A 23,725-nucleotide genomic window follows, 5' to 3' on the forward strand; every position below is an offset into this window, starting at 1 on the left:
GACGCATCACCCTATGTAAATTCGAGATTGGACAGGACGCCGCCCGGCGCGTCTTCTCCAATAGCGACGTGACCCGGAAAAGAGGTCCCGCGGGGGAGGTTAGGCGGCGGCAGGCCCATAGGGTCAGGCCCGCTTTCGATGCTCCCTCAACGATAACGGTGCGGCCTTCGTCGATGGACGAGGAACTTCGTGCCCAGAGAGGATTGAGGAGTTTCAGATGCGATTGACCATGAAGGCGCGCTACCTGGTGGGGGCCAGTTGCCTCGGAATGACGCTGGTGTCGGTGCCCGCGGTGTTCGCGCAGGAGGCGCCGGCGCAGGAGACCGCGCGGCCGCAGACCGGGATCGAGGACATCGTCGTGACTGCGAACCGCCGGACCGAGAATGTGCAGGACGTGCCGCTGTCGATCACCGCGATTTCGTCGAGCGACATCCAGAGCGAGCGTATCCAGTCGACCTCCGATCTCGGCCGTCTCGTGCCGACGATCACCGACGCCGGGCTGCCGGCCGTGTCGGGCGGCGGTCTCACGATCCGCGGCATTCGCGGAAATGACCGCTCGGCGGGTGCCGATCCGCCGAACGGCCTGTTCGTCGACGGCGTCTATTTCGGCCGCCCCGAAGACGGCGATGCGCTTCTGTTCGACGTCGAGCGCATCGAGGTTCTGCGCGGTCCGCAAGGCACATTGTTCGGCAAGAATGTGGTCGGCGGTGCGATCAACGTCACGACGCGGGCGCCGACGCAGGAATTGCACGCGACGGTCATCGGGACCTACGGCAACTACAACCGCATCGAGGGTCAGGCTGTCGTGTCGGGCCCGCTCAGCGATACCATTGCGGCGAGCCTCGCAGTCCAGTCGCAGTCGTCGGACGGCTACGCCCGGAATGTCATTACCGGCAACGATCTCATGGGGACGAGCCGCAATGCGATCCGCGGGCGCGTCGACTTCGAGGTGACGCCCGAGTTCACGAGCAGCTTCTCGGCCAATTACGAGCGCGTTCGCGACGGCGGCCTGGCCTCCTATCAGGTGTCGAACCCCGGTCTACCGGCGATCTACTATCCGCCCGGTCTCAACCAGCCGAAGGAAGTGTCGCAGAATATCGACGGCTTCCGCAACCGGAACGCGTTCAGCTTCATCGCCACGCAAAATTATCAGGGCGAGAGTATCGGCTTCAAGTCGATCACGGCCTATCGCGGATCGTCGAACCACACGCTCTACGACGTTGACGGGTCGCTGAGTCCGATTACGAGCCAGGAGCAGTTCGACCGCTACCGGCAGTTCAGCCAGGAGCTGCAATTGTCGTCGCCGGAGGATGCGACGACGCTGCGCTGGGTCGCGGGTCTCTATTATTTCCGGGCCACGACCGACCAGCTCTCGGTGAATATCATCCGTCCGCCCGACGGCACCTTCGTCAATGTGCTCAACAACCAGCTCGGGTTCGGGCCGGGGCCGCACGTCACGCCGAACTCGCAGGACGTGCTGACGCTCAACTATGCGGCCTTCGGTCAGGCGACGCTGGCGATCACCGACCAGCTCAATCTCACCGCTGGCATCCGCTATACGATCGAGAAGAAGAAGGGCATGTCTGCAACCTTCGGCGACCGTGACGTATCGCTCTTCCCGGGACTGCCCGAGCTGCCGCTTCCGGCGGCGGGCGGGCCGCTGACCGGGCGGATCGAGGGCAATATCGACCGGACGTGGAAGGCCTGGACCCCGCGCGTCGCGATCGACTATTCGCCCGCCGAGGACATCATGTTCTATGCCTCGGCATCGCGCGGCTTCAAGGGCGGCGGTTTCACCGGCCAGAACGGGTCGCTGGCGACGATCAGCCGTACGTTCAATCCCGAATTCGCGTGGAACTACGAGCTTGGGCTGCGCTCGCGCTTCCTCGACAACCGGGCGCAGGTCAACGCCACGCTGTACCAGATGGATTACAGCAATCTGCAGGTGACGACGATCATCGGCACCTCGCGCGTGACCGACAATGCCGCCGATGCGCGCATCCGCGGGGCCGAGGTCGAAACCGAGTTCATTCCTGTCGAGGGGCTGACGACTTCGCTGTCCTATGCCTACACCGATGCGAAGTACCGCAACTATATCGACGGTTCGGGGCGCAATCTCAGCGGGAACAAATTTCCCGGCGTATCGCGGCATGTCGTGAACCTGCGCGCCGATTATGAGTGGGATGTCGGGGAAGGGACGCTGACGCTGTCGGGAGGCCTGACCTATCGGAGCAAGCGGCCGAACAACTCGGTGAACTCGCCCGAGGTCACGGTGGCGCCGGTCACGACCTACGATGCGTCGCTCGCATATGAGAAGGGCAGCGTGGAGCTCCGGCTCTGGGCGCGCAATCTCACCAACGAGCGCTATGTCGTGACCGCCAACGACGTGACGGCCTTCTTCTATCTTTCGCCGACCTCGGCGAATGCGACGACGTCGAGCTTTCTCGTCAACTATTCGGCGCCTCGGACCTTCGGCATCACCGGGACCTGGCGTTACTGACGATCTTCCGGGGGGCACCGGACACTGGCCGGGCGGCGTAGCGATGCGCCGCCCGGTTTTCTTTTTGTAGCGGACCAGTGTTCGATTGAGTGAGGAAATACCGCCCGGAGCGCGATCGGCGGTCGCGGGGCAAAAGTGGGCGCCGGTTGGACCGGCGCCCACCCGCTCATGCCGGCTTAGTGCCCGGCATGCTCCTTATGATCGCCCTGCGCTGCGTCGCTGGCCGATTTGTCCTTGTCGCAGCAGCAACAGCTCTTTTTGGCTTTGCCTTCCTTCTTTTCGCAACATTCGCACTTCGGCTTTTCGGCCGTCGGCTCGGCCGCGAGAGCAGGCGTGGCAATGCCGAGCGCAAGCGCGCTCATGACGATACGGTTCAACATGATAAGTCTCCAAAGAATGTGGTCGTGAATGCGGGATTCACGCCATTCGCGGAGGGGGCGTCGCCGGCCTTACATCCGCGCCATCGAAGCGGGCGGGATGCAATGGATACCAATCCGGCGACCGACCCTGTTGTACCTTGAAAGATGCGACCGGGTCTACGGACACCGGGGGCTGACACTTTTTTGCGCAGTCGCGAAAGCCGCTGGCCGGCGGGATCTGTTTTGCGGGACCGTCTGCCGGCGCTGACACCGTCTCGGGAGCGCCGGCCGTCTCGTGACACGCCATCGCTGTCGCCGGAGGTTCCTGCGACATCGCAATCGCACAGTTTCCGAAGCTCGTCAGGGCGAGCGACGCGACGGCGAAGAGGAGCAGAAAATGGCGGAGTGCCGACGTCATTGACCGATCAGTAGCGGGATCGACTTCGCGGGAAAACAATTTTCGCATATTTGCCGTCCTGTCGGCCGCACCTAGACGGTGCCCGGCAATCCCGCCTCCTGTGCCGGGGTCACGACCGGTTCGTTCCGGTCCTTCCGTTCGGAATAGCGATCGACAAGCTGGTCGGCATGGCCGCGCGTCAGGACGGTGAAGCGCACCAGCTCCTCTGCCACATCGACGATCCGGTCATAGTAGCTCGAAGGCAGCATGCGGCCCGCCTCGTCGAATTCCTGATAGGCTTTCGCAACGCTCGACTGGTTGGGGATGGTGATCATCCGCATCCAGCGTCCGAGGATGCGGAGCGTGTTGACGCTGTTGAACGACTGCGATCCCGCCGAGACCTGCATGACTGCGAGCGTACGGCCCTGCGTCGGGCGGAGGCCCTTATAGGCGAGCGGCAGGTGGTCGACCTGCGCCTTCATGATCCCGGTAATCTGGCCATGACGTTCGGGGCTGCACCAGACCTGGCCCTCGGACCAGATGGAATGCTGCCTGAGCTCCTCGACTGCCGGATGATCGTCGTCGGCGATCTGGTCGGGCAGGGGAAGGTCGGACGGATCGAAGATACGCGTCTCGCAGCCGAAGAGCTGGAGCAGGCGCGCGGTCTCTTCGACGACGAGGCGCGAATAGGAGCGCTCGCGCAAGGAGCCGTAGAGCAGCAGGATGCGCGGCGCAGGATCGAGCGGCCCAAGACCTAGCGCGGGCTGGGTCCTCAGATACTCGGGGCTGAGCGCGGGAAGATGGTCGGCATCGGTGAGCGCGCGCAGGCGCGTGAAATTATGGTCTGTCATGTGAGTCAGGCTTCCGAGGGCGTGCTTGCCGGGAACCAGCGGCGCCCGAGACGGAATGCGACGCTGACCAGGAGGATGAGGACTGGGACTTCGACGAGCGGGCCGATGACCGCCGCGAAGGCGACCGGCGAGGCGAGGCCGAAGGCGGCGATCGCAACTGCGATCGCGAGCTCGAAATTGTTGCCGGCGGCCGTGAAGGCCACTGCGGTCGTGCGGGGATAATCGGCTTCGATGAGCTTGCCCATCCAGAAGCTGATGAGGAACTGCACCACGAAGTAGATGGTCAGCGGGATCGCGATCCGGACGACGTCGCCGGGGATCGTCAGGATTTCGCTGCCCTTGAGGCTGAACATCGCGACGATGGTGAAGAGCAGCGCAACGAGCGTGATCGGGCCGATCTTTGGCAGGAAACGTGTTTCATACCACTCGTCGCCCTTGGCGCGGGCAAGGAGCCGGCGCGTCAGATAGCCGGCGAGAAAAGGGATGCCGAGATAAATGAGCACTGCCTCGGCGATGGTCCAGAAGCTGACGTCGATGACGCTGCCTTCGAGCCCGAAGAGCGGGGGCAGAACCGAGAGGAAGAACCAAGCGTAGACGCTGAAGAAGAGGATCTGGAAGATCGAGTTGAAGGCAACGAGCGCTGCGACATATTGATTGTCGCCTTTCGCGAGCTGGTTCCACACGATGACCATCGCGATGCAGCGGGCGAGCCCGATGAGGATCAGGCCGGTCATATATTCGGGCTTGTCCGACAGGAAGAGGACCGCAAGCGCGAACATCAGCACCGGTCCGATGATCCAGTTCTGGATGAGCGAGATCGCGAGCACGCGCTTGTCCTCGAACACGCGCGGGAGCTCGTTGTAGCGCACGCGCGCGAGCGGGGGATACATCATCAGGATCAGGCCGATCGCGATCGGGATGTTCGTCGTCCCGATCGACAGCGCGTCGATCGCGGCAGGAAGTCCCTTGAAAAGTGACCCGAGTGCGACGCCCAAGGCCATCGCGAGAAAGATCCAGAGGGTCAGGTAGCGGTCGAGGAACGACAGGCGTTCGGTCTTTGCGGTGGTCATGACGATATCCTCAGGCCTGCACGCGGTTGCCGTCGGCATCGACCACCTGTTCGCCGTCTTCCTTGGCGAAGGCGCCGAGCTGGCGGGCAGGGAGAATGTCGAGCACGTCTTCGGACGGGCGGCAGAGCCTCACTCCGAGCGGCGTCACGACGAGCGGGCGATTGATGAGGATGGGATGCGCCATCATCGCATCGACGAGTTCGCTATTCGCAAGACCGGTGTTGTCGAGCCCGAGGTCCGCATAGGGCGTGCCTTTCTGGCGGAGCAGGTCGCGCGGCGCGATGCCGGCGCGCTCGATCAATTGCTCGAGCATGGCGCGCGACGGCGGCGTCTTCAAATATTCGATGACGTGCGGCTCGATACCGGCGTTCCGGATCAGTGCGAGCGTGTTGCGCGAGGTCCCGCATTCGGGATTGTGATAGATGATGATGTCGGTGGTCATTCGCCGGCCTCCCGTTCGCCGGTTGCGCCTTCGCTGCGACCGATTTCTTTGAGTTTGCGGGCCATCGCCATCTCGTCGATGCTGTCGTGCGGCAGCGCGAGAAAGAGCGATATGCGGTTCGAGAGATAGTGTAGCGCGCGCTCGAAGGCTTCGCGCTGGCCCGGCCCTTCGACCGCGGCGGGGTCTTCGATCCCCCAATGAGCGGTCATCGGATGGCCCGGCCAGATCGGGCAGGTCTCGCCGGCGGCATTGTCGCAGACGGTGAAGATGAAATCGAGCTTCGGCGCATCCGGGCCCGAGAATTCGTCCCAGCTCTTCGAACGGAGGTCGCCCTTCTCGAACCCGAGTTCGCCGAGGAGCGCGATCGCGGCGGGATGCACGTCGCCCTTTGGAAAGCTGCCGGCGCTGTAGGCGCGGAACCGGCCTTCGCCCAAATGGTTGAGCAGTGCCTCGGCGAGGATCGAGCGGGCGCTGTTCCCTGTGCATAGAAACAGCACGTTGTAAGTCTTGTCGGTCATGTCGTCTCTCAGCCGTTGCAGGAAATACTGGCGAAAATGTCGGCGCACATGTCGGGCGCGCCCTGGCAACAATCCTTCATCAGGAAGGTCAGCAACCGGCTCATGCCCTCATAGTCGGCGCGGTAGTGGATCAGCCGGCTCTCGCGTTCGGACTGGACGAGGCCCGCGCGCTCCAGCGTCGCAAGATGGTGCGACATCGTCGATGGCGGCACCTTGGCGCTCTCGGCGATCGTTCCCGCGATCATTCCGTCGGGGCCCGCGGTAACGAGCATACGGAATACGGCGAGGCGGGTTTCATGGGCTAGGGCGCCCAGAGCGTCCACGGCCCAGACTTGGATGTTCACATCAGTCATAAGAATCGATCCTTCTAGATGTATCGAAATATCGAATCTGCGGAAGTCCGCAAGAGATATTTCGAAACTTCTGGAATTATACCGATCGACAGGTTGCAAATGGCTCAGGCCAGCGACGGGCCGAGCGATTCGATGATCCGGCAGTCGCTGATGGTATCCTGACTGCAGCTCCGGAGCATGGCGCGCAGCGCGTCGCGCATCTTGGCGAGGTCCACCATCTTGGCCTCGATATCGTCCAGGTGCGACGTTGTGATCCGGTCGACCGCGCCGCAGGGCTGCGAGGGATCATCGGCAAGTGTGAGAAGCTCGCGCACGTCGTCGAGGCGGAAGCCCAGGTCGCGCGCACGGCGAATGAAGGTCAGGCGCTGGCGATGGGGCTCGCCGTAGCTGCGATAGTTCGCGCTTGTCCGGGCAGGCGGAGTGAGAAGACCTTCCTTCTCGTAATAGCGGATCGTTTCGGTTCGTGTTCCCGTTGCTGCCGCAAGTTCGCCGATCCGCATGAGTCAAACCTTGTAGTTTCTACAAGGATGTCGATAGCGCCGTGTGGCTGGCAATGGCAAGTCGCGTGCCGGTCAGTGCCCGCCGAACCGGACTCGAACCCCGCCATTGACCACAAAACCGTCGGTCGGCGCCCAGGCCTCGACCGTCCAGCTTCCGTCGGGGGCCCGTTGCGGCAGGAGCAGCCGGTCATATTTGGTCTGCCGGATGTCGAGGATGTTCTCGGCATTCACGAACAGGCTGACTTTTCCGAGCGTGATCTCGCCGAGAGCGCCAAGTTCGAAATAGGGCCGGCTCCGCGCCCGATATGGATTGTCGTCGAGCTGCTGACGTCCGGTGTAATATGCCTCGATCCCGACGCGACCCTTGCCATGCTCCTCCCACATTCCCACGAGCCCGGCCGTGTGCCGGGGTGTGCGCGGCGTGGTGCGACGTCCGATGCCGGAAGGCACGGGCTCGCTTGCGTCAACGAACACATAGCTGCCAGTGACCGAGAACGCGTGCCAGCGATAGCGCAACATCACTTCACCGCCACGGGTGCGCGTCGTTCCGGCCGCATTGACGAGGCGGACGCTATCTGCGTCGACCTCCTCGACCTGCACGGCGTTCTCGATATCGGAGGCGAAGAGCGTCAGGCTGGCCTCGAGCGGTCCTTTCGCATAGCCGAAGTCGAGCGAAGCGGTCTTCGCGGTTTCCGCTTTGAGCGCATCTACCGGCTCCAGGCGCGACAGGCCTGCAGCCTCGATCTCGTCGACAAAAGGGGTGGGGGCATAGAAGCCCTTGCCGAACGACGCACGGATGGTCCAGGGGCCGGGACGATAAAGCGCGGAAACGCGCGGACTTAGACGGGTGCCGTAATCGCTGTGAAAGTCGGCACGAGCGCTCCCGGCGAGCAACAATTCATCGGTAACTTCCTGTTCAACCTGCCCAAACAGGGCAGGGACGGTGTAGCTGTAGTCGAAGACCGGAAATGTTCGCGACCGATATACGTCGGCCTGGAAAGCGCCCCCTACGAGCCAGCTTGTCGGCCCGGCTTCGCCTGCGATGGATGTTTCCGCGAAATAGGTGTTCTGGCGATCCGTCTCCGCGCTGCTCCCGAAGAGCTGTCGATGTCGCTGCGTCATCGCGGACGCACGAATTCCGATCTTCCCAAGTCCCTCGACCGGAAATTCCGCGACCAATCCGGCGTCGAGGCGGCGACTGTCTTGTGTGATTGGAAAGGGCTGGCCGTCCGGAGCCACGCGGTCGCCGAGTGTGCCGCCTGCGCGGTCCTCGCGCGTTGCGCCGAAGGTGACCAGAGCGTTTGCTCCGTCGTCGCCTACCCAGAAAAGGCGAGGCCGCACCGTCCACCGGTCATAGCCGGGCATATCGATCCAGCCATCCTTGTCGAGATCCTTGCGGGTCTGCCGGTGATAGCCGCCTGTCAGCGAATAGCTCCAGCTCGCGCCAAGCGGGCCCGACGCATAGCCGGTGGCATCCTGTCCATCGCGCGTGCTAGCGTTGATCAAGAATTCTGCCTCCGCCTCGGGCTTGGGACGACGCGATACCAGGTTGATGACGCCGCCGAGGGCTGAAGGGCCGTAGAGGGCCGAAGCAGACCCCTTGATGACCTCGACCTGCCCGAGATCTGTTGGCGGGATTTGGAGAAGGCCTATCGAAGAAGGCTGACCGCCGTACAGCGGGAGGCCGTCGGAGAGGAGCTGGGTGTAGCGACCCGACATGCCTTGCATGCGGATATTCGACGACCCGAGGGCAGGCGAGGTGACCTGCACGCGTACGCCCGGCGTCTCCGCTACGAGCATCGAGACATTGCCCGGCGTCATCATCAGTTTCTCTTCAATTTCCTCGCGGCCGATCACCTCGACCCGGATGGCCTCGTCCTGAACGCGCCTGCCCGAGCGTGTCGCCTGCACGACGATGTCGTCTTCGCCTTCCTCGGCCTCGTCCTGATGTTCCTGGGCCACCGCTGGTGTCGGCAGGAGCGGCAGTAGCACGGCAAGCGCGACCGCAGTGCGGGCGGTGAAAGTCGACATCGTCTTCAAGAAATTATCTCCGGCACGGGTTTATCGAGTTCGATCGGCGAGGCGATCGGGGCTTGGGCCGGACGCCCCATAGAGGTTGAAGCCACTTCAAGGTCAAGTGCTGCTGAAGGGCCCCGAAGGTGCTGGCTATCCGATGGTCGTGCGCGTGGTGCATCACGGAAGGATGTCGATGCAGGGCGGGTACTCTCGTCCCGACGAAATGTTTCCCCGAACCTGTCGCTGTCGCTCGTGGGGCCCTTGTTCGGCTGAGCGCGCCTCTTTCAAGACGGAAACGCATCGGACGAATGTCATGTCACAGCCACTCCAAACGACCGAGGATGACCAGACAGCAACGCCGGAAACCAAGGCGATGCTGCCGGAGAGGTTCCTGAAGCTGGAAGAGGTCTCCCGGCGCGTAGGGCTGGGTAAAACGATGATCTACGCGATGATCCGGGATAGCCGCTTTCCAGCTCCGTACAAGATATCGCCGTTCGCCGCGCGGTGGAGCGAACGCGAGGTCGTGGCGTGGATCGACGACGTGAAGGATGGCTTCGAAGGGAAACGGCGCAGGGTGTGAATCCTGCGCTCGCCTCGGCCTTCTTCCGCAGTTGCGGATTCTCGGTTCAGTCATGACTGTGCGATGCCCCGACCTGACGCGCCGACGATTGCCATGCGCTACAATCTGCAATTGGCGGATGGGAACGCCTTCCGTCGCGAATGGAAGCCGATCGCCTTGGCCGGCCGTTCGACAAGGATCGATGGATTGGGCAGCCCATCGCTCAGCATATCGGCCCAGATCACGGCGAGCTCACGGCGGCGCGGCATGAAGGCTGCGCGATTATAGGCAATTTCGCTGTCGCTTTTCTGCTTGGGAATATGCGCGAGCATGAGGTCGATGATGGCGCGGTCGAGATCCTTGCCGTTCCGCTCGGCCCATTCGTTCATGATCGTGGAGAAGGCGGCGCGGAATCCATGGGGAACATGGTGCCCATGATAGCCCGCCCTGTTGAGCAGATAGCCGATGGCATTCTCGCTCATCGGCCGATGCTGATGCCGGTTGCTCGGGAAAACGAGGTCGCCGTTGCCGGTCAGCGGCCAGACCGCGCAAAGCACGTCTATGGCCTGCGGAGCGAGCGGGACGAGATGGTCGCCGCCGGCCTCTTCCTTTCGGTCGAGGTCGCCCTTCATGCGAGAGGCAGGGATGCGCCAGAGCGGCGCGTTGCCGTCGAGGTCCTCGAATTCGGCCCAGTGCGCGCCGCGCAGCTCGCTCGGCCGGACCGCCGTCAGGGCTAGGAGACGGAGGCCGAGCCGCGTGATCGGACGGGCATTGTCTTCCTCGGCAGTGCGGATCATTTTCTTCAGCGGTTCGAGCTCGACGATCGCCGGCTGGCGGCCCTTGCGCAGGGGCTTGAGGACAGCGCCGAGCTTTTCGGCGGGATCGCGTTCGCAGATGCCCTGCGCGATACCGAAAACAAAGGTCGCCGAAATCCGCTGCCGGATGCGCTTGGCCGTCTCAATCGAACCGCGGGCTTCGATCTCGCGGAGGACGCCGAGGATCAGCGGCGGGGTGAGGTCCGCGATCGGCAAGTCACCGATCGTGGGGAAGACGTCGCGCTCGAGGCTGCGGATGACGTCGGCGGCGTGGATCGCCGCCCATTGCGGCTTGGCATTGGCGTGCCATTCGCGCGCGACGCGCTCGAAGGTCTGGCGCGACGCTTCGATGACGGCTTCGATCTTCAGCCGTTTGACGATGGAGGGGTCGCGGCCTTCGGCGAGGACGGAGTAGGCCTCGTCGCGCTTGCCGCGCGCGTCGCCGATCGACACGTGCGGCCAGGCGCCGAAAGCCATGCTCTTCTGCTTGCCGTCGTAGAGGTAGTTCCAGCGCCAGAGTTTGCCGCCGCTGGGGGTGACGAGGAGGAAAAGACTGCCCCCGTCGGACAGCTTATAGGGTTTGGGACGCGGTTTGGCGGCTTTGACCTTGGTTTCGCTAAGCATTTGCTCTTCTCCGAAAGTACCATGTTTTTGACGCGCCGAGACCATGAATCAGTACCGGATCGGTACTGGATGGCTCCGAACGGTTGCGAACCGCTACGGAAACTCAAGCAAGCTAAGCATCGGTTTTTAAGGAGAAAAAGTTGAGATTACCGGACTTTTACGGACCCCTGCGGACAGGTGTCTGGCGGAGCGGGAGGGATTCGAACCCTCGATACGCTTTTGACGTATACTCACTTTCCAGGCGAGCGCCTTCGACCACTCGGCCACCGCTCCGCATGCACTGGATGAAGGCGCGCCCTAATCGCTTGACGGGGCTTTCGCAAGCCGATTGGGCATGGCAGACAATGGCCATGAAACATCTGCTCCTGACGGCCGCCGCCGCCGTGTCGCTCATCCTGCCCGCTTTCGCCGAAGAGCCGGCGGCAATTCCGTCGCCGGGAGAGATCGTAGCCGCGGCGCCGGCAAGCGACTGGGTCGCTATCGCTCCGTCCGATTTGCTGGTGATGGACCTCGCTCCCGATGCGAAGGGCAAGGCGCGCCGCGTCGTCATCCAACTGATACCCGCGCCCTTCAGTCAGGGGTGGATCGGTAACATCCGCAAGCTTGCCGCGGCACATTGGTGGGATGGAACGAGCGTCAACCGCGTGCAGGACAATTATGTCGCGCAGTGGGGCGACGCGACCGAGAAGAAGGCGTTGCCGGCGGGTTTGGAGGTGGTGCCCGAAAGCGAATATGTCACGCCGACAAAGGGCACTGGCGGCACAAATAGGTCCGTTACCCAAGATGGCCGCCCCTTGGTGTTGAGTTGGAGCGGGCGGTATCCCGGATGGTCATGGACAGACGCTGACGACGCTTATTCGACGAAGCGCAGCTTCTTGGCAGGATGGCCCTTCGCCAGCACTGATGGAAGAATCGGTTGGCCCGTCCACTGCTATGGCGCGGTCGGCGTCGGCCGCAACATGTCGCCCGACACGGGATCGGGAGCGGAGCTTTACGCCGTCATCGGCCATGCGCCGCGCCATCTCGATCGCAATATCGCGGTCGTCGGCCGCGTCGTCAGCGGGATCGAGCATCTGTCGAGCCTGCCGCGCGGGACGGGTGCACTCGGCTTCTACGAGGATGCAGCCGAGCGCGTCGCGATAAGGTCGATTCGCGTTGCAACCGAACTGCCCGCCGCAGACCAGCCGCGCTTCGAATATCTGTCGACCGAAAGCGACAGCTTTGCGCGCTATGCTGATGCGCGACAGAACCGGCGCGATCCCTTTTTCATCAAGCCCGCGGGCGGCGCGGACATCTGCAATATCCCCGTGCCCGTGCGCCCGACTCCTGCGAAATAGGTCCTTGGAGGACTTTACCGTCACGACGCCGCTCTGGCGCTGGCAGTCGGCGACCGCGCCGGCCGCCTGGTTCTTCGTCACGATCGCGGGCGACGTAGCCGACAGCATCCGGCTAGCCGCGATCTCCGGTCAATGGCTCGACGGTCGCAAGGGATTCGGCTCGGCAAAGGTCCACGCGACAATCGGTGACACAAGCTGGAGTACGTCGGTCTTCCCGCATAGGGAGAGCGGCGGCTGGCTGCTCCCGGTCAAGGCTGCGGTGCGCAAGGCCGAGGGAATCGTCGAAGGCGACGAGGTGACGGTTACCGTCAGTCTTTAGGCGTATCGTCTACCTTCGCTTCGCGCGCCTGCGCCTTGCGTTTGCGCAGATTCTCGCGCAGCGCCTCGGCGAGGCGGCGTTCGCGTTCGATATCGGCGGGAGAGGGCGTCTTGCTCACGAAAAGGGCCATGCCCGCGAAATCGCCACATCGTCAAGTCTCGCACCTTGACAGGCGAAGGACGCCCCGCCATAGGCCGCGCCTGCCCAGCGAACATGCGTCGGGGCGTATCGGTTGCTGCTGTAGCTCAGTGGTAGAGCGCGTCATTGGTAATGACGAGGTCGACAGTTCAATCCTGTCCAGCAGCACCATTTCTCTTCAGATCTTTGCCGCCAGCAACCAGTCGTGGAAGAGCTTCACCGCGGGCTGCCTCAGCGCGCGCGGGCGACATACGAACCAGTAACTGTACGGGCTGTCGACGTCGAAATCGAACAGGCGGACGAGGCGCGGATCGTGCGCGTCGTCGAAGTGATGGCCATGCATGAAAGCGACGCCGATACCCTGCGCCGCGGCCTCGAGCATCAGGGGCCCTGAATCGAAATAGTCGATCCCTGCCGGCTCCAGATAGGGCATGCCGATCGCCTTCTTCCACTCGGTGAACGTCTCGGGCATCTCGCGGTGGAGCAGGATGGTCATCCGCTGCATCTGTTCGGGAACGGCGATCGGGCGGTTGCCGTCGGTCAGCGTCCGTGACGCAATCGGGAACACCTTGTCCTGATCGAGCCGCGCCGCATAGAGCACGGGATCGATCGAGCGGGCGAGGGCGATCGCGGCATCAATGCCTTCGCCGAGCCGTGCTTCGGCATGCGACATGGTGTCGATATCGATATGCAGTTCGGGATGCTTGCGCCGCAATTCGGGAAGGCGCGGAAATAAGCGCTGCTGCGCAAAGAGCGGCAGGACGTTGAGGTGCAGGCGAAGCGACGCGTCGGGGCTGCCGACCTGTTCGATCACCGTGCGCAGTTCGTCGAGAATCGGCGACAATTGTTCGTGCAGCGCGCGGCCGGTTTCGGTCAGGCTGAGCCCGTGATGATGGCGGTTGAAGAGCGGTCGGCCAACGGCATGTTCGAGCGTCTGGATCCGACGCGATAGCGCGGGCATCGACAGGCCCAGCTCAATCGCCGCCGCCTTGACCGTGCCATGGCGGGCAACCTCCAGAAAGGCTTCCATGCTGCTGATAGGAGGAAGGCGGGGCATATCGGTCGACGATGATGGCATGGGCTCGGCGCACATGCCAGAATTTTGTGCGGTGCGTCATAAATTGGCGGGGTTCGCGGAATATTGGGGGGGTCGCAAATCGAGAACCGCCGCCCTATCTTCGCATTCTGACTATTTTGCGGGAGACGCGCATTGGCCGACGCAGCGGTAAAGGAAAAACTGGTGAAACTGCAGGTGGCGAACGCCCGTGCCGAGGAAAGTGGCGGCGGGATCGCGCGCATTCCGCGTTCGGCGATGGCCGAACTGGGTGTCACCGAAGGCGATATCGTCCAGATTAGCGGCAAGCGGCAGACCGCCTCGCGCGTCGTGCTGCCCTATGCCGAAGATGAGGGGCTCGAAGTCATTCGCCTCGACGGTCTGCAGCGCGCCAATGCCGGTGCCGGTGCCGGCGATATGGTCGAATTGAGCCGCGTCGAAGCGCGCCCTGCTGCGCGCGTCGTGTTCGCGCCGGCACAGGAGAATTTGCGCCTCCAGGGTTCGGCGAATGCGTTGAAGCGCAGCTTCTTTGGCCGCCCCATCGTCGCGGGTGATACGGTCGCGACCGCCGGGCAGCAGCGGCTTGAATCAGGGAATATGCCGCCGCAACTCCGGCAGATGCTCAACGCGCCCGCCTATGCGCTGGCCGAAGTGCGCCTGCTCGTTGTGTCGGCTAGCCCCAAGGGCGTCGTGTTCATCGACGAGAATACAGAAATCGAGCTGCTTCCGGAATATCAAGAACCGCAGGACGCGCGTAGGACCGACGTCACCTACGATGATCTTGGTGGGTTGGGCGAGACGATCGACCAGCTGCGCGAGATGGTCGAGCTGCCGCTGCGCTATCCCGAACTATTTCGTCGCCTCGGCGTAGATCCGCCGCGCGGCGTGCTGCTGCACGGCCCGCCGGGAACCGGGAAGACGCGGCTCGCGCGCGCGGTCGCGAACGAAAGCGAAGCGCAGTTCTTTCTGATCAATGGCCCCGAGATCATGGGCAGCGCCTATGGCGAGTCCGAAAAGCGGCTGCGCGACATTTTCGAGCAGGCGACGAAGGCCGCGCCATCGATTCTGTTCATCGACGAAATCGATTCGATTGCGCCGAAGCGCGGGCAGGTACAGGGCGAGGCCGAGAAGCGGCTAGTGGCGCAGTTGCTAACGCTGATGGACGGGCTGGAGCCGCGAACCAACCTGGTCGTGATCGCTGCGACCAATCGCCCCGATGCGATTGACGAGGCGCTGCGTCGTCCTGGCCGGTTCGACCGCGAGATCGTGATCGGCGTTCCTGACGAAAGCGGCCGCCGCGAAATTCTGGGCATCCACACTCGCGGCATGCCGCTAGCCGAAAATGTCGATCTTGCGGAGCTTGCGCGCACTACGTTCGGCTTTGTCGGCGCTGACATGGCAGCGTTGACGCGTGAAGCCGCGATCGAGGCGGTGCGGCGGATCATGCCGAAGCTCGATCTTGCTGAAGGGACGATCCCGGCAGAGGTGCTCGAAGAGCTTCGCGTGACGCGTGAGGACTTCAACAATGCACTGAAGCGCGTCCAGCCCTCGGCAATGCGCGAAGTGATGGTGCAGGCGCCAAAGACGCGTTGGAGCGACATCGGCGGGCTCGACGCCGCGCGCGACAAGCTGATCGAAGGAATCGAACTGCCGCTGAAAAATCCCGAGGCGTTCCGCCGGCTCGGTATCCGCGCCGCCAAGGGCTTCCTGCTCTATGGTCCGCCCGGGACCGGCAAGACTTTGTTGGCAAAGGCGGCGGCGCGCGAATCCGATGCAAATTTCATCTCGATCAAATCGTCGGACCTGCTTTCCAAATGGTATGGCGAGAGCGAACAGCAGATCGCGCGCCTGTTTGCCCGTGCGCGGGCGGTGGCGCCCACGATCATCTTCATCGACGAACTCGATAGTCTTGTGCCCGCACGCGGCAGCGGGACGTCGGGCGAACCGCAGGTGACCGAGCGCGTCGTCAACACGATCCTCGCCGAGATGGACGGGATCGAGGAGATGCAGTCGGTGGTCGTCATCGGCGCCACCAACCGTCCGAACCTCATCGATCCGGCATTGCTGCGTCCCGGACGGCTCGACGAACTAATCTATGTGTCGGTGCCGAATGCCGAAGGGCGCAGGCGGATTCTTGAAATCCAGACGGGCAAGATGCCGCTGGCGAAGGACGTCGACCTTGCGGTTCTGGCCGAGAAGTCCGATCGTTTCACCGGCGCCGATCTGGAGGATTTGACGCGCCGCGCCGGTCTTGCCGCGCTCAAGCGTTCGCTCGACAGCGATACGGTGACGATGGAAGATTTCGAAACCGCGCTGAAGGACACCCGCGCCTCGGTTACCGAGGCGATGGAGAAGGATTATGAGAAGATCCAGGGTGAGATCAAACAGGCCGCGATGAGCGTCGATCCGATCGGCTTTTTCGCACCTGGCATGCTCAAGCCCGTTCGCGAGCGCAAGCACGACGACACGACCGACTAAAGCGTTTGTTCCTTGGGCTGGTTCGGTTTCAGCGCCGACCAGCCCCACAGGACCAGCCAACCACAAAAGCCCGCCATCAGGCCGTAGGCGACCATCGGGTGCCAATTATAGAGCAGCACGCCGACCGCAGGCGATACGATATAGGCCGACCCGTTGATCGACGCGGTCATGCCCGCGACGCTGCCTTGATCGCGGCGCGGCACCGATAGCGAAGCGCCCGCGGTAAAGCCTGGACGGAACAGCCCGAAGCCCAAAGAGGCGAGTGCGAAGCCGATGATGATCCCATGGAAGTCGTACGACAGACCGGTCATCACCGTCCCCAATCCGCCAAGGCTGGCACCGCAGAGGACGGCGGTGCGCGGCGACATTTTGAGCAGCGGGATCAGGCCCCATTGCGAAAGCAGGGTCGCAAAAGCGCCCGCCATCAAAACGATTCCCGTCATCGCGGCGCCTTCGTCGGGACGCAGGCGCAGGTGCAGGCGGTCGAGGATCAGGAAGCCGATCACGCCCAGCACCATCGCCTGTGCCTGCCCGCCGAACAGCCCGGCGAGCAGCCATGGGCGGACGCGCGTATCGGTCCAGCGAAGCGGAGGGGCGGCGGCTGCCGACGGATCGACGACCTCCTCTTCGCTCTCGTCGGTTGCGGCTTCGGGTGAGCCAGCAGCGGCCGGATAGGCTGCGATATTTCCGCGTGCGGCATAGCGGGGCATGTCGTCGGGCAGGCGCCAGCGCAGCATGACGAGCACGCCAAGGCCGATCAGCGCAAAGACGAGCAATGGGCCGGCGAGGCCGACGATAGGCAGGATAAAGAAGGGCGCGATCGCCGGCCCGATGACGGTGCCGAGCCCGAACGACGAGGAAACCAGCGAGAGCGCTTGCGTCCGCTGCTCAGGATCGGTGCGAGCGGCGACATAAGCCTGTACCGCAGGAGGCGATGCCGAACCGAAGCCGCCGTAAAGGCTGCGAAACACCGCGAAGACGATAAAGGTGACCCCCGCGGCAAGATGGCCCTGAAGCCCGGCCCAGAGAGTCAATCCGCACAAGGCCATCGACGACAGGAAGCCGACCACCCCCAGCGCCATCAATGCCTTGCGGCCGCGCTTGTCCGACTGTCGCGCCCAATGCGGCGCTGTGAGCACCCAAAGCAGCGCCGACCAACTGAACGCCAGGCTGACCCAGACGTCGGGGATGCGCAATTTGGCACCGATAGAAGGCAGGATCGATTGCATCGCGGTGTTGCCCGCGGCGGCGACCAGCATCACCGCAAAAAGCACCGCCATGCGGTCAGAGGGGATGGAATGCGATGTCGTCGCCATGTTCGCCCCCTCCTTGTTCATGGTCGGTAACGCCGCCTCCTCCTACACGCGAGCGGCCCGCTGTCCAGAGTCAAGACAGACTCTTTCCTTGCGCCCACGCGCCGTTTTTGCCACGCCTTTGGCAACCGCAACAACGCGAAAGCCATCATGACCAATCCGCGGGCGCAGGCCCAAGAAACGAAAGCTCCGCTGGCCCGTCGGGTTCGCGAGGGCTTTAAGCGCTTTTTCGGGCCGTGGGGCATGTTTGTCCGGGGCTTTATCAAGCACCCGGTCATGGTTGGATCGATCGTGCCGTCGTCGCCGACGCTGATCCGTCACATGTTGCGGCCGGTGGACTGGAAAAACACGAAGCTGTTTGTCGAATATGGCCCGGGGGTCGGCACCTTCTGCCGTCCCGTGCTCGAGCGGATGGCGGGCGACGCAACGCTGATCGCGATCGACACCAACGAGGATTTCATCGAATATCTGCGCAAGGATATTCGCGACAGCCGCTTCATCGCGGTCCACGGCTCGGCGGCTGATGTCGAGGATATCGTGCGTGCGCACGGCTTTGAACAGGCGGACTATGTCCTCTCGGGCCTGCCATTCTCGACCTTGCCCGCGGGTGTCGGTCCGGCCATCGCGGCCGCCACGCACCGCGTGCTGCGCCCCGGCGGCGCTTTCCTGGTCTATCAGTTCCGTGCCCGCGCGCGCGACTTCCTCGCGGCGCATTTCAATCGCATCGACAATGCGTTCGAATGGGTCAACGTCCCGCCGTGCTTCCTTTTCTGGGGCTGGAAAGACTAAGCTGCCGCGCTCAGACTTCGGGATCGGGGTCGCCGAGCCCGAAGTTGAGCTTTCGCGATACCGTATAGTCGACGAAACCGACGACAAACCAGGCAAGCGTCCAGCGGATGCGCGTTAGCCAGGTGCCGCGCGCCTTGTGCGATTCCGGCGTGATCACCTCGCAATCGGGACGAAGACCCGCGAGGAAATTGCGCATTTTTTCGGCAAAGCCCGCGTCGGCGACGCGCACCATCACCTCGACGTTCACGAACAGGCTGCGGACGTCGAAATTGGCCGATCCGATATAGACGACATTGTCGATGACGATCAGCTTCATATGCAAGCGGCACGGCTGATATTCCATGACAGCGGCGGTCTTGCGCAGCAAATAGCCATAGAGCAGGCGCGACGCGCCGATCGTCGCCGGATTGTCAGACTTTCCGGCCATTATAAATCGCGCCCGACCACGCTGCGCCACCCGGCCAAGCCGGCGGAGCATCCCTTGACCCGGGGAAAAATAGGCCATTGCCATGTCGAGTTGCCGCGCGTTTTCGAGATCGGTTCGGACCGCGCGCGCCCAAGGCGACAGCCGCTGGGTTGGTCCACCGACGAGCCATGATACCGCACCACCGTCGACCGGCCATTCGCGGATCAGCCGCCGCAGCATCAGCAGTTTGCCGTCGTCGTTGACGGCATAATCGTGAATTTCCTCGAACCATTGCGCCGCCCGCGCGACGGTCGGCCCCTTGACGATCATGCCTATATCGAACCAACAGTAGCTGCGCGGTGTGCTCAGATAGTCGTCGGCGATGTTGAAGCCGCCGGTCACGGCAATATATTCGTCGATCAGGATCAGTTTCTGATGGTTGCGGATCAGGTACGTCGAGCGCCAGCGGCGCGAGAAGAAGGTCACGCTGCCGCCGGCGTCACGCAGCGGTACGAAAACGCTGTCGGGTGTATCCCCCGATCCGAAACTATCGATGACGGCGCGGACGCGGACACCGCGCCGGGCGGCGACCGACAAGGCGTCGAGAATGCGTCGTCCCGCCGCATCGCCCTCGAAAATATACATGATGATATCGATGCTGTGTGCGGCGCCGTTGATCAGGTCGAGCAGCCGCGTCAGCCGTTCGCCGCCGTCGAAGAGCAATTCGAGCCGGTGACCCGCCACGTCCGCCGTCAGCCTTTGGTCGAGTGCGGCGGAAGGGCAGGCGTCGGTCATGACATGCTCATAGGCTGGCATCTGCAAGTCCCGCAAGGGCGGCCCTTTGATTGACATATCGGGCCGGGGCTGCTAGCGCGCAGCGCTTGCCGCCACGCCCCTCCAAAGGGCTGGCCTCTCCTATACCTAAGGAAACAATATGGCCCGCGTTACCGTCGAGGATTGCGTCGACAAAGTTCCCAACCGTTTCGACCTGGTTCTGCTGTCGGCACACCGCGCCCGCGAAATCTCGGGCGGTTCGGAGCTGACCGTCGACCGCGACCGCGACAAGAACCCCGTCGTGGCGCTGCGCGAGATCGCCGAGCAGACGATCCGTCCCAAGGACCTCAAGGAAACGCTCGTTGGTTCGATGCAGAAGGTCGTCGTCGACGATGACGATACGCCCGATGAAATCAGCTCGATCAGCCGCTCGGCCGAAGCGCTTCGCCTCACGGCCGCCGCGCCGCCGCGCAGCCCCGCCGGTGGCGGCAGCGACTTCGAATAAGCGCTTCGAAAATCAAATCGGCAAAAGGGTCGCAGGAAACTGCGGCCCTTTTGTTATGGGATTTTGGTGAGCTCGGCGACGCGGATCGCCTTCGACGCGAACATCGGTTCGAAAATGCGCTGCATGCGGTGCGCGCGCGGAGAACCAATGGTGATATTGAACAGACTGTTTGCGATCACATCGGCGATCTGGACCCCGTCGCTGCGGCGGCTGTCGGCGAGCGAGGCGCGCCCCCATTGGCCGAGGCCTGCCTGAATCTCTTCGCGAACATGCGCAAGAATCTTTGGATCATAGCGTCCGTCGTCGATCACCACGTCGGTACAGACGCCGCCGGTTTCGGGAAGCCAGTGGCCGACGGCGCTGTTCAGCAGCGCGCCATAGAGCGCGAGATCGCTGGGCAAAGTACCGCCGGGATTCTGCGCCAGCTTGTCGCGTTCGGCGACGGCGACCCAGGCACGGCCGCCCGCGCGGTCGAAGAGTTCGAGCAGATAGGCGCGCTCGACGATGCTGATGCGGCTCCCCTTGAGCTCTCCGCGCAGCCCGGTCACGCCGCGAAAACGCTCGTGAATTTCGGTTGCAGCCTTGGGTGTCAGCATCACCGCAGAGAAGGTCATTACCCCCGCGTTGAGCCCACCCGATTCATCGCAATAGATCGTCATTCCGCGGCGTTACCGCACGCGGCCGAAAAAGGCGACCGAGCGGCTCTGGCCGGGTGCGATCGCGTCGGGCCAAAGCCAGCGGACATGTGTGACATCGGCGGCGGTCGCCGCGCGGGGCGCTGCGCCTTCAACCGGAATGGTCAGAGCCGCAAGCGCTGCGAAAATCTTGCCGCCGTCGGCCGAAACGCCGAATCCGGCGGGGTCGGCGGTGTCGTCGAACATCAGGCCTTGCGGGATCGGGTTGACGAGGATGACGCCCGACGCGGGTTGGGCCCCGTTGTTGGTGAAGGTGAGGGTTACGCGGACGCGGTCGCCGGGGACGACGACATCGGGTGCGATATAGGTCTTCTGCGCTGGCTGGTCGGCGCTCGCGGGCACCGATTTCTCTAGCTCGATCTTGCTGGTCAGCGCGCCGCTGCCCTGCGCTGCTGCGGGGACGCCTGCGGCGAGCAAAGCCGCGATCGCCATGCTCTTCCACGCTTTACCGATCATTGCGGTCTCCCTCGGTCCTTTCCGCTCCTTTGGCGCATCAGGCGGGGCAGGGATAGCGTTTCTTCATCAGCGCATCGAACGCAGAATAGACGCTGACTGACTTGCGCGACGCAACGGGATAGCTGCGAAGGTGAGCGAGCCATTGATCGGGGGTCAGGCTTCCAGATTCGGGGGGGCAACTTGTCGTCTTGCGGCCGGCGCGGCGTTGGGCGTCGATCCGTGCCTTATAGCGTTTGCCCGCGGCCACCACTTCGCCCTTGAGCTGATTGCCCTGCGGGGTCGCCAGCGCGAGCGGGCCGAGCCGTTCGAGCGACGACGCACGCGCCAGAAACGCGGCGACGCTCATATCGCCTGGAGCCATCGCGCACAGAAGGGGCGCGGCCAGCAGGGCGGGCAAGAGGCGTGCATATGTCCCTTTGGTCATATGCCGCAACTTGCCCCCATCCAATGAATAGTCCCTGAATCGAGGGGGCTAGGCCTGAAGCCTATGCCCCCTGGGGATTGGCATCGCCGAAGGGTCGGGGCTTGCGCTTGATCTGGGGGATGCCGCCGGCGTGGCCCGAGACAGGCGTACCGCGCTTGGTCGCATCGTCCTCGCGGCCGATGTCTTCGCCCTTGATCGCCCGCTTCGCTTCTTCACCCGACAGCGTCTCATATTCGAGCAGCGCGCCGGCGAGCAGGTGCAGTTCGTCGAGATGGTCGGTCAGCACCTTGCGCGCGACCTTTTCGCCTTCTTCAACAAGGCGGCGAACCTCGGCGTCGATCAGCTTTGCCGTCTCTTCCGACATATTCTGTGCGCGCGATACGCTGTGACCGAGGAAGACCTCGTCCTGGTTGTCGCGATAGCGCAGCCAGCCGAGCTTGTCCGACATGCCATATTCCATGACCATGGCGCGCGCCATGTCGGTGGCCTGCTGGATGTCGTTCGACGCGCCGGTGTTGAGCTCGTCCTTGCCATAGATCAACTGTTCGGCAATGCGGCCACCGAAGCACAGCGCGAGACGCGCCTTCATCTGCTTCATATTATGCGAATAACGGTCGCGCTCTGGCAGGTTCCACGTCACACCCAGAGCGCGGCCGCGCGGGATGATCGTCACCTTGTGCAGCGGGTCGTTGTGTTCGACGTGAAGCGAGACGAGCGCGTGACCTGCTTCGTGATAGGCGGTCGCCTTCTTCTCATCCTCCGTCATGACCATCGAGCGGCGCTCGGCGCCCATCATGACCTTGTCTTTCGCCTCTTCAAACTCGTCATTCGCGATCAGGCGCTTGCCCTTGCGCGCCGCGAGCAGCGCCGCTTCGTTGCATAGATTGGCCAGATCGGCGCCCGAGAAGCCCGGCGTACCGCGCGCTACGCGGCGCAGGTCGACGTCGGGAGCGAGGGGCTTTTTGCGGGTGTGGACTTCGAGGATCTTTTGGCGGCCCTCGATATCGGGACGCGGCACCACGACCTGGCGATCGAAGCGGCCCGGACGGAGGAGGGCGGGATCAAGCACGTCGGGACGGTTCGTCGCCGCGACGATGATAATGCCTTCGTTCGCTTCGAAGCCGTCCATTTCGACGAGAAGCTGGTTCAGCGTCTGCTCGCGCTCGTCATTGCCATTGCCGAGGCCGGCGCCGCGATGGCGACCGACAGCGTCGATTTCGTCGATGAAGACGATGCAAGGCGCATTACGCTTCGCCTGTTCGAACATGTCGCGGACGCGGCTTGCACCCACGCCGACGAACATCTCGACGAAGTCCGAACCCGAAATGGTGAAGAAGGGAACGCCAGCTTCGCCCGCGATCGCACGGGCGAGCAGCGTCTTGCCCGTGCCAGGCGAACCGACGAGCAGCGCGCCCTTCGGGATTTGACCGCCGAGCTTCGAGAATTTGGTGGGGTCGCGAAGGAACTCTACGATTTCTTCCAGCTCTTCGCGCGCTTCGTCGATGCCGGCGACATCGTCGAAGGTCACGCGACCCTGCTTTTCCGTGAGCATCTTCGCGCGCGACTTGCCAAAACCCATCGCGCCCGAGCCGTTGTTCTTCTGGACTTGGCGGAAAACGAAGAAGGCGATGCCGAGAATCAGCAGGAACGGCAACGACTGGACGAGCATATACATCCAGAAATTGGGCACTTCCGTCGGCTTGCCGTCATATTTGACGCCATTGTCGTTAAGCATCTTGAGCAGTTCGGGGTCACGCACGACATTCGCGGTGAAGCGGTCGCCGTTTGACAGCGTGCCTGTTACCTTGTCTTCGGAAAGGACGACGTCCTTGACCGCGCCTTGCTCGACCTTTTGCCGGAACTCGGAATAAGCAAGGGGATTGCCGACCGGCTGGGCAGCACCGCCGAACATCGAGGCGACAAGGAGCATAGCAAGCAATATGCCGCTCCAGATCATCACGCTCTTCATCCAGGGGTTGCCCTGCGGTTCCTTGTCGTCCTGCATTCGGAATCTTTCCTATCGTCGCGCACGC

24 protein-coding genes and 2 tRNA genes are annotated in these 23,725 nt (G+C 63.2%); 8 read left to right on the top strand and 18 right to left on the bottom strand.

Annotated features, from left to right (window positions below; all coding sequences use genetic code 11):
* The first annotated feature begins 217 nt into the window (after positions 1 to 217).
* Entirely contained in the window at positions 218 to 2,500 is a 2,283-nt protein-coding gene (locus KEC45_RS07095; RefSeq protein WP_252171765.1) for a TonB-dependent receptor, read from the top strand.
* Positions 2,501 to 2,676: 176 nt separating this feature from the next.
* Here KEC45_RS07095 and KEC45_RS07100 read toward each other — a convergent pair whose 3' ends face one another.
* The 8 genes from KEC45_RS07100 to KEC45_RS07135 all read right to left on the bottom strand — a co-directional run bounded on the left by KEC45_RS07100 (position 2,677) and on the right by KEC45_RS07135 (position 9,021).
* Positions 2,677 to 2,880 carry a hypothetical protein gene (locus KEC45_RS07100; protein ID WP_252171766.1) on the bottom strand — a complete coding sequence of 68 codons (204 nt, stop codon included), beginning with the start codon at positions 2,878 to 2,880 and terminating at the stop codon, positions 2,677 to 2,679.
* 468 nt (positions 2,881 to 3,348) lie between these two features.
* Positions 3,349 to 4,107, bottom strand: a complete 759-nt coding sequence (gene arsH / locus KEC45_RS07105) for an arsenical resistance protein ArsH (RefSeq protein WP_252171767.1) — start codon at positions 4,105 to 4,107, stop codon at positions 3,349 to 3,351.
* Positions 4,108 to 4,112: 5 nt separating this feature from the next.
* Positions 4,113 to 5,177 carry an ACR3 family arsenite efflux transporter gene (gene arsB / locus KEC45_RS07110; protein WP_252171768.1) on the bottom strand — a complete coding sequence of 355 codons (1,065 nt, stop codon included), beginning with the start codon at positions 5,175 to 5,177 and terminating at the stop codon, positions 4,113 to 4,115.
* A 10-nt stretch (positions 5,178 to 5,187) separates the two neighbouring features.
* Positions 5,188 to 5,619: an arsenate reductase (glutaredoxin) gene (gene arsC / locus KEC45_RS07115; protein WP_252171769.1), complete on the bottom strand. Its 432-nt coding sequence runs from the start codon at positions 5,617 to 5,619 to the stop codon at positions 5,188 to 5,190.
* Positions 5,616 to 6,137 (bottom strand): arsenate reductase ArsC, encoded by a 522-nt coding sequence (locus tag KEC45_RS07120; RefSeq protein WP_252171770.1) that lies wholly within the window; start codon positions 6,135 to 6,137, stop codon positions 5,616 to 5,618. Before KEC45_RS07120 ends, arsC begins: the two co-directional genes overlap by 4 nt.
* 8 nt (positions 6,138 to 6,145) lie before the next feature.
* Positions 6,146 to 6,490 carry a helix-turn-helix transcriptional regulator gene (locus tag KEC45_RS07125; RefSeq protein WP_252171771.1) on the bottom strand — a complete coding sequence of 115 codons (345 nt, stop codon included), beginning with the start codon at positions 6,488 to 6,490 and terminating at the stop codon, positions 6,146 to 6,148.
* Positions 6,491 to 6,594: 104 nt separating this feature from the next.
* On the bottom strand, positions 6,595 to 6,990 hold the full coding sequence (locus KEC45_RS07130) for a helix-turn-helix domain-containing protein (RefSeq protein WP_252171772.1): 396 nt from the start codon (positions 6,988 to 6,990) through the stop codon (positions 6,595 to 6,597).
* Between the two features lie 72 nt (positions 6,991 to 7,062).
* Positions 7,063 to 9,021, bottom strand: coding sequence for a TonB-dependent siderophore receptor (locus tag KEC45_RS07135; RefSeq protein WP_252172024.1), 1,959 nt, complete (start codon positions 9,019 to 9,021; stop codon positions 7,063 to 7,065).
* A 298-nt stretch (positions 9,022 to 9,319) separates the two neighbouring features.
* Between KEC45_RS07135 and KEC45_RS07140 the strand changes: the two genes are divergently transcribed.
* Entirely contained in the window at positions 9,320 to 9,586 is a 267-nt protein-coding gene (locus KEC45_RS07140) for an AlpA family transcriptional regulator (protein ID WP_252171773.1), read from the top strand.
* Between the two features lie 98 nt (positions 9,587 to 9,684).
* On the opposite strand, the gene KEC45_RS07145 is transcribed toward KEC45_RS07140, so the two are convergent.
* Both KEC45_RS07145 and KEC45_RS07150 read right to left on the bottom strand, forming a co-directional pair.
* Positions 9,685 to 11,004, bottom strand: coding sequence for an integrase arm-type DNA-binding domain-containing protein (locus KEC45_RS07145; RefSeq protein WP_252171774.1), 1,320 nt, complete (start codon positions 11,002 to 11,004; stop codon positions 9,685 to 9,687).
* A 182-nt stretch (positions 11,005 to 11,186) separates the two neighbouring features.
* Positions 11,187 to 11,277: transfer RNA gene (locus KEC45_RS07150), tRNA-Ser, on the bottom strand.
* 77 nt (positions 11,278 to 11,354) lie between these two features.
* On the opposite strand from KEC45_RS07150, the gene KEC45_RS07155 reads away from it, so the two are divergent.
* Positions 11,355 to 12,341, top strand: coding sequence for a peptidylprolyl isomerase (locus KEC45_RS07155; protein ID WP_252171775.1), 987 nt, complete (start codon positions 11,355 to 11,357; stop codon positions 12,339 to 12,341).
* Between the two features lie 4 nt (positions 12,342 to 12,345).
* On the top strand, positions 12,346 to 12,660 hold the full coding sequence (locus KEC45_RS07160; RefSeq protein WP_252171776.1) for a DUF1905 domain-containing protein: 315 nt from the start codon (positions 12,346 to 12,348) through the stop codon (positions 12,658 to 12,660).
* Here the strand turns inward: KEC45_RS07160 and KEC45_RS21870 are convergent.
* Positions 12,650 to 12,778 carry a hypothetical protein gene (locus KEC45_RS21870; protein ID WP_302851619.1) on the bottom strand — a complete coding sequence of 43 codons (129 nt, stop codon included), beginning with the start codon at positions 12,776 to 12,778 and terminating at the stop codon, positions 12,650 to 12,652. The genes KEC45_RS07160 and KEC45_RS21870 overlap by 11 nt on opposite strands.
* 116 nt (positions 12,779 to 12,894) lie before the next feature.
* Between KEC45_RS21870 and KEC45_RS07165 the strand changes: the two genes are divergently transcribed.
* Positions 12,895 to 12,969, top strand: a tRNA-Thr gene (locus KEC45_RS07165).
* A 7-nt stretch (positions 12,970 to 12,976) separates the two neighbouring features.
* On the opposite strand, the gene KEC45_RS07170 is transcribed toward KEC45_RS07165, so the two are convergent.
* A complete protein-coding gene (locus tag KEC45_RS07170; protein ID WP_062183992.1) occupies positions 12,977 to 13,855 on the bottom strand; it encodes a LysR substrate-binding domain-containing protein in 879 nt (292 codons plus the stop codon).
* Positions 13,856 to 14,008: 153 nt separating this feature from the next.
* Between KEC45_RS07170 and KEC45_RS07175 the strand changes: the two genes are divergently transcribed.
* Positions 14,009 to 16,330: a CDC48 family AAA ATPase gene (locus KEC45_RS07175; RefSeq protein WP_252171777.1), complete on the top strand. Its 2,322-nt coding sequence runs from the start codon at positions 14,009 to 14,011 to the stop codon at positions 16,328 to 16,330.
* Here the strand turns inward: KEC45_RS07175 and KEC45_RS07180 are convergent.
* On the bottom strand, positions 16,327 to 17,646 hold the full coding sequence (locus KEC45_RS07180; RefSeq protein WP_252171778.1) for an MFS transporter: 1,320 nt from the start codon (positions 17,644 to 17,646) through the stop codon (positions 16,327 to 16,329). The two genes, KEC45_RS07175 and KEC45_RS07180, sit on opposite strands and share 4 nt — an antisense overlap.
* Positions 17,647 to 17,793: 147 nt before the next feature.
* Between KEC45_RS07180 and KEC45_RS07185 the strand changes: the two genes are divergently transcribed.
* Complete coding sequence (locus tag KEC45_RS07185) at positions 17,794 to 18,432, top strand: class I SAM-dependent methyltransferase (protein ID WP_152682371.1); 639 nt, start codon at positions 17,794 to 17,796, stop codon at positions 18,430 to 18,432.
* 10 nt (positions 18,433 to 18,442) lie between these two features.
* Here KEC45_RS07185 and KEC45_RS07190 read toward each other — a convergent pair whose 3' ends face one another.
* Positions 18,443 to 19,633, bottom strand: coding sequence for a phosphatidylserine/phosphatidylglycerophosphate/cardiolipin synthase family protein (locus tag KEC45_RS07190; RefSeq protein WP_252171779.1), 1,191 nt, complete (start codon positions 19,631 to 19,633; stop codon positions 18,443 to 18,445).
* Between the two features lie 139 nt (positions 19,634 to 19,772).
* Between KEC45_RS07190 and rpoZ the strand changes: the two genes are divergently transcribed.
* Positions 19,773 to 20,117: a DNA-directed RNA polymerase subunit omega gene (gene rpoZ / locus KEC45_RS07195; protein WP_062181454.1), complete on the top strand. Its 345-nt coding sequence runs from the start codon at positions 19,773 to 19,775 to the stop codon at positions 20,115 to 20,117.
* 53 nt (positions 20,118 to 20,170) lie between these two features.
* Here rpoZ and KEC45_RS07200 read toward each other — a convergent pair whose 3' ends face one another.
* The 4 genes from KEC45_RS07200 to ftsH form a co-directional block, all read right to left on the bottom strand.
* On the bottom strand, positions 20,171 to 20,776 hold the full coding sequence (locus KEC45_RS07200) for a DUF3800 domain-containing protein (protein WP_252171780.1): 606 nt from the start codon (positions 20,774 to 20,776) through the stop codon (positions 20,171 to 20,173).
* Positions 20,777 to 20,785: 9 nt separating this feature from the next.
* The gene (locus KEC45_RS07205) at positions 20,786 to 21,268 is read right to left on the bottom strand and encodes a hypothetical protein (RefSeq protein ID WP_252171781.1); all 483 of its coding nucleotides are present in this window, start codon (positions 21,266 to 21,268) and stop codon (positions 20,786 to 20,788) included.
* Between the two features lie 37 nt (positions 21,269 to 21,305).
* On the bottom strand, positions 21,306 to 21,692 hold the full coding sequence (locus KEC45_RS07210) for a hypothetical protein (RefSeq protein ID WP_062181445.1): 387 nt from the start codon (positions 21,690 to 21,692) through the stop codon (positions 21,306 to 21,308).
* A gap of 61 nt (positions 21,693 to 21,753) precedes the next feature.
* Positions 21,754 to 23,697, bottom strand: a complete 1,944-nt coding sequence (gene ftsH, locus KEC45_RS07215; protein WP_062181442.1) for an ATP-dependent zinc metalloprotease FtsH — start codon at positions 23,695 to 23,697, stop codon at positions 21,754 to 21,756.
* Positions 23,698 to 23,725 lie beyond the last annotated feature (28 nt).

The organism is Sphingopyxis sp. USTB-05, assembly GCF_023822045.1.
Taxonomy (GTDB): domain Bacteria; phylum Pseudomonadota; class Alphaproteobacteria; order Sphingomonadales; family Sphingomonadaceae; genus Sphingopyxis.

Excerpts from the sequence above, each read along its gene's own strand:
- KEC45_RS07095 (WP_252171765.1), top strand. The coding sequence starts at position 218 with ATGCGATTGACCATGAAGGCGCGCTACCTGGTGGGGGCCAGTTGCCTC.
- KEC45_RS07100 (WP_252171766.1), bottom strand. The coding sequence starts at position 2,880 with ATGTTGAACCGTATCGTCATGAGCGCGCTTGCGCTCGGCATTGCCACG.
- arsH (WP_252171767.1), bottom strand. The coding sequence starts at position 4,107 with ATGACAGACCATAATTTCACGCGCCTGCGCGCGCTCACCGATGCCGAC.
- arsB (WP_252171768.1), bottom strand. The coding sequence starts at position 5,177 with ATGACCACCGCAAAGACCGAACGCCTGTCGTTCCTCGACCGCTACCTG.
- arsC (WP_252171769.1), bottom strand. The coding sequence starts at position 5,619 with ATGACCACCGACATCATCATCTATCACAATCCCGAATGCGGGACCTCG.
- KEC45_RS07120 (WP_252171770.1), bottom strand. The coding sequence starts at position 6,137 with ATGACCGACAAGACTTACAACGTGCTGTTTCTATGCACAGGGAACAGC.
- KEC45_RS07125 (WP_252171771.1), bottom strand. The coding sequence starts at position 6,490 with ATGACTGATGTGAACATCCAAGTCTGGGCCGTGGACGCTCTGGGCGCC.
- KEC45_RS07130 (WP_252171772.1), bottom strand. The coding sequence starts at position 6,990 with ATGCGGATCGGCGAACTTGCGGCAGCAACGGGAACACGAACCGAAACG.
- KEC45_RS07135 (WP_252172024.1), bottom strand. The coding sequence starts at position 9,021 with ATGTCGACTTTCACCGCCCGCACTGCGGTCGCGCTTGCCGTGCTACTG.
- KEC45_RS07140 (WP_252171773.1), top strand. The coding sequence starts at position 9,320 with ATGTCACAGCCACTCCAAACGACCGAGGATGACCAGACAGCAACGCCG.
- KEC45_RS07145 (WP_252171774.1), bottom strand. The coding sequence starts at position 11,004 with ATGCTTAGCGAAACCAAGGTCAAAGCCGCCAAACCGCGTCCCAAACCC.
- KEC45_RS07155 (WP_252171775.1), top strand. The coding sequence starts at position 11,355 with ATGAAACATCTGCTCCTGACGGCCGCCGCCGCCGTGTCGCTCATCCTG.
- KEC45_RS07170 (WP_062183992.1), bottom strand. The coding sequence starts at position 13,855 with ATGCCCCGCCTTCCTCCTATCAGCAGCATGGAAGCCTTTCTGGAGGTT.
- KEC45_RS07180 (WP_252171778.1), bottom strand. The coding sequence starts at position 17,646 with ATGGCGACGACATCGCATTCCATCCCCTCTGACCGCATGGCGGTGCTT.
- KEC45_RS07185 (WP_152682371.1), top strand. The coding sequence starts at position 17,794 with ATGACCAATCCGCGGGCGCAGGCCCAAGAAACGAAAGCTCCGCTGGCC.
- KEC45_RS07190 (WP_252171779.1), bottom strand. The coding sequence starts at position 19,633 with ATGACCGACGCCTGCCCTTCCGCCGCACTCGACCAAAGGCTGACGGCG.
- rpoZ (WP_062181454.1), top strand. The coding sequence starts at position 19,773 with ATGGCCCGCGTTACCGTCGAGGATTGCGTCGACAAAGTTCCCAACCGT.
- KEC45_RS07200 (WP_252171780.1), bottom strand. The coding sequence starts at position 20,776 with ATGACGATCTATTGCGATGAATCGGGTGGGCTCAACGCGGGGGTAATG.
- KEC45_RS07205 (WP_252171781.1), bottom strand. The coding sequence starts at position 21,268 with ATGATCGGTAAAGCGTGGAAGAGCATGGCGATCGCGGCTTTGCTCGCC.
- KEC45_RS07210 (WP_062181445.1), bottom strand. The coding sequence starts at position 21,692 with ATGACCAAAGGGACATATGCACGCCTCTTGCCCGCCCTGCTGGCCGCG.
- ftsH (WP_062181442.1), bottom strand. The coding sequence starts at position 23,697 with ATGCAGGACGACAAGGAACCGCAGGGCAACCCCTGGATGAAGAGCGTG.